This is a genomic window from Burkholderia sp. BC1 (assembly GCF_052683555.1).
Genome location: NZ_JBQYLP010000001.1, coordinates 15,037 through 27,741, shown reverse-complemented (window position 1 = coordinate 27,741; position 12,705 = coordinate 15,037). Strand labels below are relative to the sequence as shown.

Annotated in this window: 14 protein-coding genes; 5 read left to right on the top strand and 9 right to left on the bottom strand. The window is 68.6% G+C overall.

Features of this window, described 5'->3' with window-relative positions:
- Nucleotides 1-79 precede the first annotated feature (79 nt).
- Complete coding sequence (locus ACSHSS_RS00130; RefSeq protein WP_006412842.1) at nucleotides 80-1,042, top strand: LysR family transcriptional regulator; 963 nt, start codon at nucleotides 80-82, stop codon at nucleotides 1,040-1,042.
- A gap of 121 nt (nucleotides 1,043-1,163) precedes the next feature.
- Here the strand turns inward: ACSHSS_RS00130 and ACSHSS_RS00125 are convergent, their stop codons facing one another.
- A complete protein-coding gene (locus tag ACSHSS_RS00125; RefSeq protein ID WP_006412831.1) occupies nucleotides 1,164-2,123 on the bottom strand; it encodes an NAD(P)H-dependent flavin oxidoreductase in 960 nt (319 codons plus the stop codon).
- A gap of 263 nt (nucleotides 2,124-2,386) precedes the next feature.
- Between ACSHSS_RS00125 and ACSHSS_RS00120 the strand changes: the two genes are divergently transcribed.
- Nucleotides 2,387-3,283, top strand: coding sequence for an alpha/beta fold hydrolase (locus tag ACSHSS_RS00120; protein WP_006398065.1), 897 nt, complete (start codon nucleotides 2,387-2,389; stop codon nucleotides 3,281-3,283).
- A gap of 41 nt (nucleotides 3,284-3,324) precedes the next feature.
- Here the strand turns inward: ACSHSS_RS00120 and ACSHSS_RS00115 are convergent, their stop codons facing one another.
- Entirely contained in the window at nucleotides 3,325-3,816 is a 492-nt protein-coding gene (locus tag ACSHSS_RS00115) for an Lrp/AsnC family transcriptional regulator (protein ID WP_039220343.1), read from the bottom strand.
- Between the two features lie 114 nt (nucleotides 3,817-3,930).
- Here ACSHSS_RS00115 and ACSHSS_RS00110 point away from each other — a divergent pair, with 114 nt between their 5' ends.
- Complete coding sequence (locus ACSHSS_RS00110) at nucleotides 3,931-4,836, top strand: DMT family transporter (protein WP_212160227.1); 906 nt, start codon at nucleotides 3,931-3,933, stop codon at nucleotides 4,834-4,836.
- A 208-nt stretch (nucleotides 4,837-5,044) separates the two neighbouring features.
- Here ACSHSS_RS00110 and ACSHSS_RS00105 read toward each other — a convergent pair whose 3' ends face one another.
- Genes ACSHSS_RS00105 through ACSHSS_RS00085 form a run of 5 tightly spaced genes read right to left on the bottom strand, consistent with a single transcriptional unit; the run spans nucleotide 5,045 to nucleotide 8,137 of the window.
- Nucleotides 5,045-5,251, bottom strand: a complete 207-nt coding sequence (locus ACSHSS_RS00105) for a DUF1289 domain-containing protein (protein ID WP_212160223.1) — start codon at nucleotides 5,249-5,251, stop codon at nucleotides 5,045-5,047.
- The gene (locus ACSHSS_RS00100) at nucleotides 5,248-5,754 is read right to left on the bottom strand and encodes a YbaK/EbsC family protein (RefSeq protein ID WP_212160219.1); all 507 of its coding nucleotides are present in this window, start codon (nucleotides 5,752-5,754) and stop codon (nucleotides 5,248-5,250) included. Before ACSHSS_RS00100 ends, ACSHSS_RS00105 begins: the two co-directional genes overlap by 4 nt.
- A 34-nt stretch (nucleotides 5,755-5,788) precedes the next feature.
- A complete protein-coding gene (locus ACSHSS_RS00095; RefSeq protein WP_006410433.1) occupies nucleotides 5,789-6,721 on the bottom strand; it encodes a hydroxymethylglutaryl-CoA lyase in 933 nt (310 codons plus the stop codon).
- Nucleotides 6,722-6,753: 32 nt separating this feature from the next.
- Entirely contained in the window at nucleotides 6,754-7,695 is a 942-nt protein-coding gene (locus ACSHSS_RS00090) for a 2-hydroxyacid dehydrogenase (RefSeq protein WP_212160217.1), read from the bottom strand.
- A 4-nt stretch (nucleotides 7,696-7,699) separates the two neighbouring features.
- Nucleotides 7,700-8,137 carry a VOC family protein gene (locus ACSHSS_RS00085; protein ID WP_006407139.1) on the bottom strand — a complete coding sequence of 146 codons (438 nt, stop codon included), beginning with the start codon at nucleotides 8,135-8,137 and terminating at the stop codon, nucleotides 7,700-7,702.
- A gap of 199 nt (nucleotides 8,138-8,336) precedes the next feature.
- On the opposite strand from ACSHSS_RS00085, the gene ACSHSS_RS00080 reads away from it, so the two are divergent.
- Nucleotides 8,337-8,960: an RBBP9/YdeN family alpha/beta hydrolase gene (locus ACSHSS_RS00080; protein WP_059782346.1), complete on the top strand. Its 624-nt coding sequence runs from the start codon at nucleotides 8,337-8,339 to the stop codon at nucleotides 8,958-8,960.
- 21 nt (nucleotides 8,961-8,981) lie between these two features.
- Here ACSHSS_RS00080 and ACSHSS_RS00075 read toward each other — a convergent pair whose 3' ends face one another.
- Together ACSHSS_RS00075 and ACSHSS_RS00070 are read right to left on the bottom strand one after the other, a co-directional pair.
- Nucleotides 8,982-11,099, bottom strand: a complete 2,118-nt coding sequence (locus tag ACSHSS_RS00075; protein ID WP_212160216.1) for a phosphocholine-specific phospholipase C — start codon at nucleotides 11,097-11,099, stop codon at nucleotides 8,982-8,984.
- Between the two features lie 45 nt (nucleotides 11,100-11,144).
- Nucleotides 11,145-11,423 (bottom strand): hypothetical protein, encoded by a 279-nt coding sequence (locus ACSHSS_RS00070; protein ID WP_006398079.1) that lies wholly within the window; start codon nucleotides 11,421-11,423, stop codon nucleotides 11,145-11,147.
- Nucleotides 11,424-11,954: 531 nt separating this feature from the next.
- On the opposite strand from ACSHSS_RS00070, the gene ACSHSS_RS00065 reads away from it, so the two are divergent.
- Nucleotides 11,955-12,704: a (2Fe-2S)-binding protein gene (locus ACSHSS_RS00065; RefSeq protein ID WP_035948547.1), complete on the top strand. Its 750-nt coding sequence runs from the start codon at nucleotides 11,955-11,957 to the stop codon at nucleotides 12,702-12,704.
- Nucleotide 12,705: the final 1 nt, after the last annotated feature.

Here is a 12,705-nt window from a genome sequence, read left to right as displayed (position 1 = left end):
ATTCTTGACCTTTCGCTTCGCGTGCCTTTGTTACCCTATCTCGCAATAGCATCATCACCCGGAATTGCGAGCTAGTTAGATGGATACCCTCGTCAGCATGAATGTGTTTCGCTACGTCGTCGAAGTGGGCAGCTTCGTCGGCGCGGCGGAGCGCATGCAAATGTCGGCGGCGATGGCGAGCAAGCACGTGATGCACCTGGAGCAGCAGCTCGGCGCACGGCTGCTGCATCGTACGACGCGACGCGTCGCGCCCACCGAGGCGGGACGCGAATATTACGAGCGCCTCGTGCAGGCGCTGTCCGAACTCGACGAAGCGGGACAGGCCGTCGGCGCCGCGAGCGTGGTGCCGCAAGGGCGGCTGCGCGTGACGTCGCTGTCCGCATTCGGCCTGCGTCACGTGATGCAGGCCGTCACCGATTATGCGGAGCGCTTTCCGGACGTGACGGTCGAGATCACGTTGTCCGATCGTGTCGTCGAACTGATCGACGAGGGCTACGACGTCGCGGTGCGCGCGGCGCCGAGTGGACTGAAGTCGTCGTCGCTCGTGGCGCGCCAGATCGCGACCGCGCACATTCTGCTCGTCGCGTCGCCCGAATATCTGAAAAAGCACGGGACGCCCGAGACGCTCGCGGATCTCGCGCAGCACAACTATCTGCGGCGCGACTCGAACGCGTCGACGCTCGACGCGATGCTGAACGACGCGGCCGCCGCGTCGCGCGTGGCGCTGAACGGCAATCTGATCGTCAACCATCTCGAAGGCCTGCGTGCGGCCGTGCTGGCCGGCGCCGGCATTGCGCTGCTCGGCACCGAAGTGGTCGGCGACGACATCGAGGCGGGGCGCCTCGTGCCCGTGCTCGTCGATGCGGTGCCGCCGCGCGAGCTGCCGATCTATGCGGTGTATGCGAGCCGTCGCCACGTGTCGGCGAAGGTGCGCTCGTTCGTCGATTTTCTCGCTGCGCGCTTCGAAGGGCAGTCGCTGTGTCCGTCGATCGAATCGCGCTCGCATGTGCTGCCGATGTCGCGGATGAAGCGCACGGGCTGAACGCGCCGCTGCGCATCGACATAAAAAATCGCGGACCGTGCAACAGACGGTCCGCGATTTTTTTGTTCGACCGATTCGCGGGTCGGCAACGCCGGATGCTGCTTCAGCAGCGATAACGACGTCAGCGCGTCACGCCGAGCCGCGCCTTCGCGGCGTCGTATTCGCTCTTGAGCCGCTCGACGAGCGCGCCGACGCTCGGCAGGTCGTCCATCAGCCCGACGCCTTGACCGGCGCCCCAGATGTCCTTCCACGCCTTCGCCTTGTCGCCGCCGAAATTCATCTTCGACTTGTCCGATTCGGGCAGCGCCTCCGGATCGAGTCCGGCCTTCTCGATGCTTTCGCGAATGTAGTTGCCGTGCACGCCGGTAAACAGGTTCGTGTAGATGATGTCCGACGATTTCGCGTTCAGGATCGCGCGCTTGTAGTCTTCGACCGCGTGCGCTTCCTGCGTCGCGATGAAGCGCGTGCCCATGTAGGCGAGATCGGCGCCCATCGCCTGCGCGGCGAGAATCGAGCCGCCGTTCGCGATCGCGCCCGACAGCACGATCGGGCCGTCGAAGATCCTGCGTACTTCGCCGACCAGCGCGAACGGCGAGGTCGTGCCCGCGTGGCCGCCCGCACCGGCCGCGACGAGGATCAGCCCGTCGACGCCCGCCTCGAGCGCCTTTTGCGCATGGCGCAGATTGATCACGTCGTGCAGCACGATGCCGCCGTAGCTGTGCACGGCGTCGACGATCTCGCGTGCCGGCGCGCGCAGGCTCGTGATGAAGATCGGCACCTTGTGGTCGACGCACACGCGCACGTCGTGCTCGAGCCGCACGTTCGACTGATGCACGATCTGGTTGACCGCGATCGGCCCGATGACGGCGTCGGGGTGGCTCGACTTGTACGCGGCGAGCTCCGACTGGATCTGCGTGAGCCACTCGTCGAGCAGTTCGGCGGGGCGCGCGTTCAGGGCGGGAAACGAACCGACGATGCCCGCCTTGCATTGCGCGAGCACGAGTTCGGGATAGCTGACGATGAACATCGGCGACGCAATGACGGGCAGCGTCAGGTTCTGCAGGACGGCAGGCAATGCCATAGGAAGTCTCCAATATCGACCCGGCGGCGCGTCGGCGTGCGCGTCAGGCGTGGTGGCCGGCGCTCCGAGTGTAATCGCGAACGGCACCGTACGCAGCGATTAATACGAACGGTCGTGCGATTTTACGCCAGCTTGGCGAAACGTGCGACGCGCGTGCGCTCGAACGAGTGCTCTGTCTCTATGTGTTTTGGCTGCTGCGCCGCTCTTCGCGGTGGCCGGCGCTCCTACAATAGCCGCCATAACGAACCTACGAGAAACAGACCATGTCGTTCGACGCGTTCGCACCGTTTCGCGTGACGGTGCAGGACACCGAGATCTTCGGTGTCAAAGGAGGCGCGGGGCCGCCGCTTCTGCTGCTGCACGGTCACCCGCAGACTCACGTGATCTGGCATCGCGTCGCCGCGACGCTCGCGAATCACTTCACGGTGATCGCCACCGATCTGCGCGGTTACGGCGCGTCCGGCAAGCCGCCGAGCGACGCGCAGCATGCGCCGTATTCGAAACGCGCGATGGCCGCCGATCAGGTGGCCGTGATGCGCCATTTCGGCTTCGCGCAATTTCACGTCTGCGCGCACGACCGCGGCGCGCGTGTCGCGCATCGGCTCGCGCTCGATCACCCGTCGGCCGTCGAGCGCATGATGCTGCTCGACATTGCGCCGACGCTCGCGATGTACGAGCAGACCGACCGCGCGTTCGCGACCGCCTATTTCCACTGGTTTTTCCTGATCCAGCCCGAGCCGCTGCCCGAAACGCTGATCGAAGGCCATACCGATGCCTACATCGAGCGTGTGATGGGCAACCGGTCGGCCGGGCTCGCGCCGTTCGCGCCGCATGCGCTCGACGCGTATCGCACGGCGCTCGCACAGCCGGGCGCCGTGCATGCGATGTGCGAGGACTATCGCGCCTCGGCGACGATCGATCTCGAGCACGACCGTGCCGATCTCGAACGCGGCAACAAGATCGCGTGCCCGCTGCGCGTGCTGTGGGGCGCGAACGGCGTCGTCGCGCGCTGCTTCGAGCCGCTCGACGAATGGCGGCGCGTCGCGCGCGACGTCAGCGGCCGCGCGCTCGACTGCGGGCACTACATCCCGGAAGAAGCGCCCGTCGCGCTGATCGACGAGATGCTCGCGTTCTTCGAGGCGCGCGAACCGGCCGTCTAAGGCGGCAATTTGGCTCGGTTCCGCGCGCCACGCGCCGCGCGTCAGCGGCGCGACTCCTCTTCTTCGACGAGCGGCGGCAGCCGACGCGGCACGGGCGTCGACTTCACGATCGCGGTGCTCGTTTCCGCACGCTCGGTGACCTTCGACAGAATGCCGTCGAGGTGCTCGATCGTGCGCAGATAAAGGCGGCAGATGAAGCAGTCGTCGCCCGTCACCTTGTCGCATTCGACGAATTCGGGAATGCGCCGCAGCAGTTCCTCGACGAGATGCAGCTGGCCGGGCAGCGGCTTCACGCGGACGATCGCCTGCAGCGTGTAGCCGAGCGCGCGCGGATCGAGCTCGACGGTGAAGCCGGCGATCACGCCCTGTGCCTCGAGGCGCCGCACGCGGTCGGCCGTGGCCGGGGCCGATAGGCCGATCTGCCGCGCGAGCTCGCTCGTCGCGATGCGCGCGTCGTCGGCGAGCGCCGCCACGATCGCGCGGTCGATCGCGTCGAGCGACGCCACCGCCGGAGGGGAAAGGCGTTTCGGCATGATCGCTTTGCTTTCTAAGGTGAATCGATGGATTCGCTTCAGTTTAGCCGTGGCCGGCGCGATTGCAAGTTCCTAGAATCGAAGTCATCCGATTCCGATTAACGGAGTATCCCGATGGTCTCGAATGAAATCCGCCGCGGCGCCGCCGAGATGGTCGTCGCGATGGTGATGTCCGGCTCGATTGGCTGGCTCGTGATGTCGTCGCAGCAGCCGCTCGCCAACGTCGTGTTCTTTCGCTGCGTGTTCGGCGCGGCGACGCTCGCGATCGTCTGCGCGGCGCTCGGCCTGCTGCGCCGTGCGCTGTTTTCGCCGCGCATGCTCATCCTCACGGCGCTCGGCAGCATCGCGATCGTCGCCAACTGGCTGCTGCTGTTCGCCGCGTACTCGCGCGCGTCGATCTCGATGGCGACGGCCGTCTACAACACGCAGCCGTTCATGCTCGTCGCGCTCGGCGCGATCGTGTTCCGCGAGCGGATCACGGCGTCGACGCTCGTCTGGCTCGTGCTCGCCTTCGTCGGGCTCGTGTGCGTCGTGCGTGTCGAGCCGGCCGTGCTCGCGGTGCCGGGCGAATATCTCGAAGGCGTCGCGCTCGCGCTCGGCGCGGCGTTCCTGTACGCGGTGTCGTCGATCATCACGAAGCACCTGAAGGGCACGCCGCCGCATCTGCTCGCGCTATTGCAGGTCGCGCTCGGGATCGTGCTGCTCGCGCCGTTCGCGCACTTCGACACGCTGCCCGCGACGCCCGCGCAGTGGGCCGATCTCGTCGTGCTCGGGATCGTCAACACCGGCGTGATGTACGTGCTGTTGTACGGCGCGATCCAGAAGCTGCCGACCGCGATGACGGGCGCGCTGTCGTTCGTCTATCCGATCGTCGCGATCGTCGTCGATCGAATCGCGTTCGGCCAGACGCTCGCATGGGCGCAAGTGTTCGGCGCGCTGCTGATCCTGCTCGCGGCGGCCGGCGTCAATCTCGGCTGGCGCATCGTGCCGACGCGCCGTCGCGCGCCGGTCGGCAACTGAAACGGTCGTACGCTTTTCGTGCGCCGCGAGCGCGCGCGAACGGCCGTTCGCGCTGCCCGCACGCGTGCTCGGCAGCGCTGTAAGAAGTTGTAGGGAAACACCCGATGCGATGCCGGCGCGTCGCTCGTATCATCGCGGCTGTGACGTTGATCACGTTCACAGGATTCCGATCTCGACGCCGTTCGCCCGCAGGCTGAACGGCTTTTTTTTATTCGCCGCTTCGCGCGAGCATGCGCCGCCGCGCATCGAGCCGCGCGAGCACCACGCGTCGCGCGTCGTCGTCGGCGCTGCGCCATGCGCGGATCTCGTCGCGCGTGCGCAGGCAGCCCGCGCACCAGTCGGTGCGCGGATCGATGCGGCATACGTCCGTGCAGGGCGAACCGACTACGCCGACCGGCACCGGCACGTCGCTCATGCCGGATCCCGCAGCGCGACGTCCGCGACCGGCGCGCCCGTCAGCGCGAGGAGCTCCTGCGGCGACAGGTTGAACACCGCATGCGGATGGCCGGCGGCGGCCCACAGGCTGTCGAGCGCGAGCAGATCGGCATCGATCAGCGTGACCGGTTCGACCAGATGACCGATCGGGCATACGCCGCCGATCGCATAGCCGGTGTTGTCGCGCACGAACTTCGCATCGGCGCGGCCGACGGCGCCGACCTGCGCGGCGACCTTTCGTTCGTCGACGCGGTTCGCACCGCTCGCGACGACGAGCACCGGCGCGCCGTCCGCCTGCCGGCGAAACAGAATCGATTTCGCGATCTGCGCGACCGAGCAGCCGAGGCCGGCCGCGGCCTCGGCGGAGGTCTTGCCGGTTTCGGCGAGCATCACGATGTCTTTCGTGTGGCCGCGCTCGCGCAGCAGCAGCGCGACGCGGCGCGCGGAATCGGGGAGCGTGTCGAGTGAGGCGGGTGTCGTCATGTTCAGGAATCCATCCAGTCGTCGAATGTCGGGGTCAGGCGCAGCTCGGCGCATCGGCCGCGCTCTGCGCTTTCGCGAGCAGCGCACGCCCGGCGCGCGACACGTTCGCGCGGCCGATCGCGTTCGAGATGAAGTCGCCGGCGGCGACCACCTGGGCGAGGTCGATGCCGGTGTCGATGCCGAGGCCCTGCATCAGGTACAGCACGTCCTCGGTCGCGACGTTGCCGGTCGCGCCCTTCGCGTACGGGCAGCCGCCGAGCCCCGCGACCGACGCGTGGAAGATCTCGATGCCTTCGAACAGCGCCGCATAGATGTTTGCGAGCGCCTGGCCGTACGTATCGTGGAAGTGGCCCGACAGCCGCTCGCGCGGGAACACGCGGGCGACCGCGTCGAGCACTTCGCGCGTGCGCTTCGGCGTGCCGACGCCGATCGTATCGGCGATGTCGATCTCGTCGCAGCCGAGCGCCGCGAAGCGCTCGACGACGTCGACGACGGACGCGACCGGCACCTCGCCCTGGTACGGGCAGCCGAGCGCGCACGACACGCTGCCGCGCAGCCGCAGGCCCGCGTCCTTCGCGGCCTTCGCGACGGGCTCGAAGCGCGCGATGCTCTCGGCGATGCTGCAGTTGATGTTCCGCTGCGAGAACGCCTCGCTCGCCGCACCGAAGATCACGACTTCGTCGGCACGCGCGGCGAGCGCGTTCTCGAAGCCTTTCAGGTTCGGCGTGAGCACCGAGTAGACGGTGCCCGCGCGGCGCTCGATGCCGGCCATCACGTCGGCGCCGTCGGCCATCTGCGGCACCCATTTCGGCGACACGAACGATGCGGCTTCGATGTTGCGAAAGCCCGCGCGCGACAGCTTGTCGACGAGCGCGATCTTCACGTCGGTCGGCACGAAGGTCTTTTCGTTCTGCAGCCCGTCGCGCGGGCCGACTTCGACGATCTTGACGGCGGTGGGGAACGTCATGGTTGTCTCCTGGTTGCTTGGTATGGCGGGCGTCAGTAGCCGCGCGCGTAGTCGACGATGCCGCCGACCGGCTCGCCGCGCTCGAAGGCGCGGATCTTCGCGGCGATCTGGTCGACGGCTTCGTCGCGCAGCGTCTCGGCCGAGCTGTGCGGCGTGATCGTGATGCGCGGCGTCTGCCAGAACGGATGATCTGCGGGCAGCGGCTCGTGCTGGAACACGTCGAGCGTCGCCGCGGCGATCCGGCCGCTCGCGAGCGCGTCGAGCAGATCGGCTTCGACGAGATGCGCGCCGCGCGCGACGTTGATCAGGTACGCGCCCGGCGCGAGGCGCGCAAACGTGCGCGCGCACAGCAGGCCGTCGGTGGCCGGCGTGCTCGGCAGCAGGTTCACGAGCACCTTCGCGCCGTCGAGGCAGGCGTCGAGCGCGTCGTCGCCGGCGAATGTCTCGATGCCGTCGATGCGTTTCGGGCTGCGGCTGTAGCCGCGCACCGGCAGGCCGAGCGCCGCGAGCGCGCGTGCGACCTGCGTGCCGAGCACGCCGAGGCCGAGCACCGCGACGACGAAGCTCGCGCGCGGATGCGCGTCGAGCACCTGCCAGCGACGCTCGCGCTGCAAGGCGTCGTATTCGTCGAAACGGCGCAGGTAGCGCAGCACCGCGTGCGTCACGTATTCGATCATCTGCTGCGCCATGCCCGAATCTTCGAGCCGCACGAGCGGCACGTGCCGCGGCAGCGTGCCGGGGTGGGCGCGTTCGAGCGCGAGCAGCGCGTCGACGCCCGCGCCGAGATTGAAGATCGCGCGCAGTCCGTCGCGCGGCGCGAAGAACGCGGGCGGTGCGCGCCATACGAGCGCGTAGTCGGCCGCGGCCGTATCGCCCGGCTGCCACGCGCGCAGTTGCGCCTCGGGCAGCACGCGCGCGAACGCGTCGCGCCATGCGGCGGCGTCCTGGTGCGGCGAATGGAACAGGATCTTCATGCGCTCACTTCGCGAACAGCTGGCCGATGTCGGCGAATGCCTTGAATTCGAGCGCATTGCCGCACGGATCGAGGAAGAACATCGTCGCCTGCTCGCCGACTTCGCCCTTGAAGCGCACGTGTGGCTCGATCACGAAGCGGATCTGCGCGGCGCGCAGCCGGTCGGCGAGCGCGTGCCATTCGTCCATCGACAGCACGACGCCGAAGTGGCGCACCGGCACGTCGTCGCCGTCGACCGCGTTCACCGCGCTCGCGCCGGTTTCGTCGGGCGCGAGGTGCGCGACGAGCTGATGGCCGAAGAAATCGAAATCGACCCAGTGGTCGGCGCTGCGGCCTTCCGGGCAGCCGAGCAGGCCGCCGTAGAACGCGCGCGCGTCGGCGAGGCTCGATACGGGAAAGGCGAGATGGAAGGGGCGCAGCGCGCGGGAAGGCGTAGCGGACATCGGGCGTCTCCTGACGATCGGACGCGCGCGCGGCGGCGCACGATCCGGCTCCATGCATAGCTGACGGGAAGCCCACATTCTACGGTGTCGGCGCCTATCGCGCGGCCGCGTGCGCAAAAGCAAAGCACAAAATATTGGTTCGGCTGTCGCGCGCCGCACGCGACAATCGGCCTACCTGTACAAGCAAGCGAGGGCAATCATGCGCGGATGCAGCAAATCGGCGTGGCCGCCGCGGCTCGTGACGGTTCCGGGCCTGCACGGCAGCGAAGGCGCTCATTGGCAGACCTGGCTCGAACGGCAGTTTCCGCGCGCGCTGCGCGTCGAGCAGGACGACTGGGATGCGCCCGACCTCGCGCGCTGGGCGCAGGCCGTGCGCGCCTTGCTCGAACGCGAGCGCGGGCCGTTCGTGCTCGCCGCGCATAGCTTCGGCTGCCTCGCGGCCGCGCATGCGCTCGCGCAGTGGCCGCTCGCGGCCGACGTCGCGGGCGTGCTGCTCGTCGCGCCCGCGAGCCCGCGCAAATTCACGTTCGCCGGGCCGTTCGACGCACGCCGGCTGCCGGTGCCGTCGATCGTGATCGGTAGCGAAACCGATCCGTGGATGCCGCTCGCCGATGCGCGCACGCTCGCGCAACAGCTCGGCAGCGCGTTCGTCAATCTCGGCGATGCCGGCCACATCAACACGGCGGCCGGCTTCGGGCCGTGGCCGCGCGCGAAATACTTCGTCGATACGCTCGTGCACTGCGCGGCGCCGCTGCGTTTTCGCGACGCGGAGCCGGAGGTGGCGGCCGCGCGCGTCGAACGCGCGCTCGCGCACGCGTTCTGATGCCGCGCGCGGCGCCGCTTGCTATGCCGCCACCGGCCGCACGGCCGCCGGATCCGAATAGCTCGGCCGGCCGTTCTCGACGTGTCCCGCGTAGCGGCGCGAGAACGTGCCGTTCGCGCCGTCGCTGACCGTCACGTCGTACCACTGGTGGCTCGAGGCCAGCAGCCACTGCTCGACGCGCTCGTCGCCGCCGTGCAGCGTGACCTCGCGTGACGGTGCGCCGTATGCGTTGTCGGTCAGCGTGAGCGTCACGCGCGCCGTGCCGTGGTTGTGCAGCTTCAGATACAGATTGCCGTTGGCGACGTCGTAGCCGGCCTTCACTTCGGGCTGCGCGTCGTTGCGCCGCCGCGCGGCCGCCGCCGACACGTCGCCCGCGAAGATCCGCACGAAGCCGTTCGGCCCGTACACCGAGAACGCATACGCGCCGTTCGTCACGGTCAGGTCGAATTCCGCATGCAGCACGCGGCGCGCGCCGACCGTATAGCGCCACGGGCCGTCGGTCCGGTTCGTCCCGTACACGTAGAAGTGCGCACCCTGATCGCCGCGATTCGCGAACTCGATGCGCAGCGCGTGTGCGCCGCGCAGCGTCGCGTTCACGTGAAGCTCATACGGCAGCGCGCGTGCGGGACGCACGCCGGGCTCCTGCGGATCGATCGGCGACGGCGTCGCGGGCACCGTCGGCGCCGGCTGCGACGTGCATTGCTGATCGGCGAGGGAGCGGTACTGGCTCGTGTCCGGCAACGGCGGGAACGTTGCGTCGGACGAGCGGAAGTCGAACGCCGACGTCAGATCGCCGCACACCGTGCGGCGCCACGGCGTGATGTTGGGCTCGTCGACGCCGAAGCGCGCGCCGATGAAGCGGATCACCGACGTGTGATCGAACACCTGCGAACAGACGAAGCCGCCCTTGGTCCACGGCGACACGATCGTCATCGGCACGCGCGGGCCGAGGCCGTACGGCAGGCCGTCGGCCGTGTAGCTGCCGCCGCGGCCCGGGTTCACGACCGTGTGCAGCTCGCCGTCGGTCGTCACCGTCGACGCGCCCTGCGCGTCGGACGTCGGCGGCTGCGGCGGCACGATGTGATCGAAGAAGCCGTCGTTCTCGTCGTACATGATGAACAGCACGGTCTTGCGCCAGACGTCCGGGTTTGCCGTCAGCGCATCGAGGATCTGCGACGTGTAGTTCGCGCCGTACGCGGGCGTGTACTTCGGATGCTCGGAGAACGCGGCGGGCGGCAGCAGCCACGATACCTGCGGCAGCCGGCCCGCGAGCACGTCCGCCTTCAGGTCGTCGAGCGTGCGCACCGTCTGCGCGCGCTGGTACAGCGACGAACCCGGCTGTGCATTGATGAAGTTCGCGAAGTTCTGCAGGATGTTCGTCCCGTAGTTGCCGTTGTACGGATCGCTGCCGGTGGTCCCCTGCTGGTAGATCTGCCACGACACGCCGCGCGCCTCGAGCCGCTCGGGGAACGTCGTCCAGGACAGCAGCTGATAGGTGGGCGGACCGTCGCCGTCGACGTAGTCGTTGTTGTCGAGCAGCGGGCCGCCGAACTTGCCGGTCGGATCGACCGTACCCGTCATCAGATACGCGCGGTTCGGGTGCGTCGGTCCCGGCAGCGAGCAGAAGTAGTGATCGCAGACGGTGAACGCGTCGGCGAGCGCATAGTGGAACGGAATGTCCTCGCGCACGTGGTAGCCCATCGTCATGTCGGTCTTGTTCGCCGGCCACTGGTCGTAGCGGCCGCCGTCGATCGCCGCGTGCGTCTTGTACCACGAGTGATCGAGATCGCCGACGCACTGTGCGCTCGTCGTCAGCGTGTTCAGCCGGAACGGCAGCACCGCGCGCGACGGATCGGCCTTCGACGGCTGATACCAGACCGGCTTGCCGTTCGGCAGCGGGATCGGGAAGCGGTCGTTGTAGCCGCGCACGCCGCGCAGGTGTCCGAAATAATGATCGAACGAGCGGTTTTCCTGCATGAACACGACGATGTGTTCGACGTCGCGGATCGTGCCGGTTCCGCGCGCGGCCGGAATCGCGAGCGCGCGACGGATCGATTCGGGAAACGCGTTGAGCGCGACGGCGGCGCCCGCGGATTGCGCGACGGTATGCAGGAAACGGCGGCGGCTGGATGACGTCATGTTATTCACCTCGGTTCTGCGATGCGGGGAAGGGGACGGCGGAAATCAGTGCGACGGCGCGGCGGCGGCATCCGATGCGCGCGCATCCGTCGCGGCTTGCGCATCGTCGTCGTCGGGCGGGTAGTGCACGACCGGCGGCGCGAGCGGCGCGGCCGCCGACGCGGCGACGTTCGCGGAGGCGCCGCCGTTGAACGCGTTCGCGCTGCCGGCGGACGCGCCGGCCTGTTGCGATGCGTCGGCGGCCTGCGTGTCGTGCGGCGCGTCGTCGCTGCAGGCGGCCAGCGCGGCGACACAAAGAACGACGACGAACGCGACGCGATGCATGAGGACTCTCCTGGCGGGCCGATCGGGAACGTTTTCGAGTATGCCGGCGCGATGCGACGTTTCGGTGAATCGTTTGCGACGGCCGCGTGATCGCAAAACGCTTTCGTGCGGCTGACCGGACGCTTTCGCCGCGCCGGATTTCCAACGCGCGGTAAATCGCGCATGCATCGGCAGCGACGTTCGGCGCAACGCATGCACGTGTCGCTGCCTGTTGCGCGATCGCGCGACGCGCGCGGCAATCGGTCGAGATGTCTGCAAGCAGCGGCCGTATGTGCATTTTTTGCCGCATCGACCGCGCGGCGACCGTCGCGCGCCAGCGCCGCGTCATGTTCGCGTCAGGAACGGCGACGCGAGCCGCGCGCGCCTCGCGCAAGCGCTTGCGATGCACGAACCGCACGATGAGCGGCGCACGCGCGCCGTGCGCGGCATCGCGATTGCTACAGCAGCCGATACGCGTGCTTCGTCCGCGTCGCCATTGCGCGCGCGGACGTCCACATCTGCGTCCCTCAATTCATGGAGCGAGCAGAAGTCATGTCCACCGATCGACCTCTTTCCCCCTCATCCGCGCCGCGCGGCCCATGTTCGCCCGCGGCGCCTTGTCAGCACGGCGCGACGCCGCCCGTTCACGATACGCCGTCGAGCGCCGCGCGGCGGCGCTTCCTGCAATCGGCGGCGGCTGCCGCAACGGTCGGCGCGGCGCCGGCCATGCATGCGCAGCCGCCGCATGCGAGCGCGGCGTCGGCCCTGCCGTCGCGTGCAGCGGTGCCGGCACGCCCCGTTCATCTCGACATCAACGGGCATGCCTATACGCTGCAGCTCGAACCGCGCGTCACGCTGCTCGACGCGCTGCGCGAATACGCAGGGCTCACCGGCACGAAGAAGGGTTGCGACCGCGGCCAGTGCGGCGCGTGCACGGTGCTCGTCGACGGACGGCGCATCAACGCGTGTCTGACGCTCGCGGTGATGCACGAAGGGCAGCGCATCACGACCGTCGAAGGGCTCGCGCGCGACGGCGTGCTGAGCCCGGTGCAGCGCGCGTTCGTCGAACACGATGCGTTCCAGTGCGGCTACTGCACGCCGGGCCAGCTGTGTTCGGCGACGGCGTTGCTCGACGAATTCGCATCGGGCGCGGCGAGCGCCGCCACCGCCGACGTGCGGCAGCGTCCGCCGAAGCTGTCGGACGACGAGATCCGCGAACGCATGAGCGGCAACCTGTGCCGCTGCGGCGCCTATTCGAACATCGTCGCCGCCGTGCGTGCCGCGCACGGGCGCAACGCGTAAG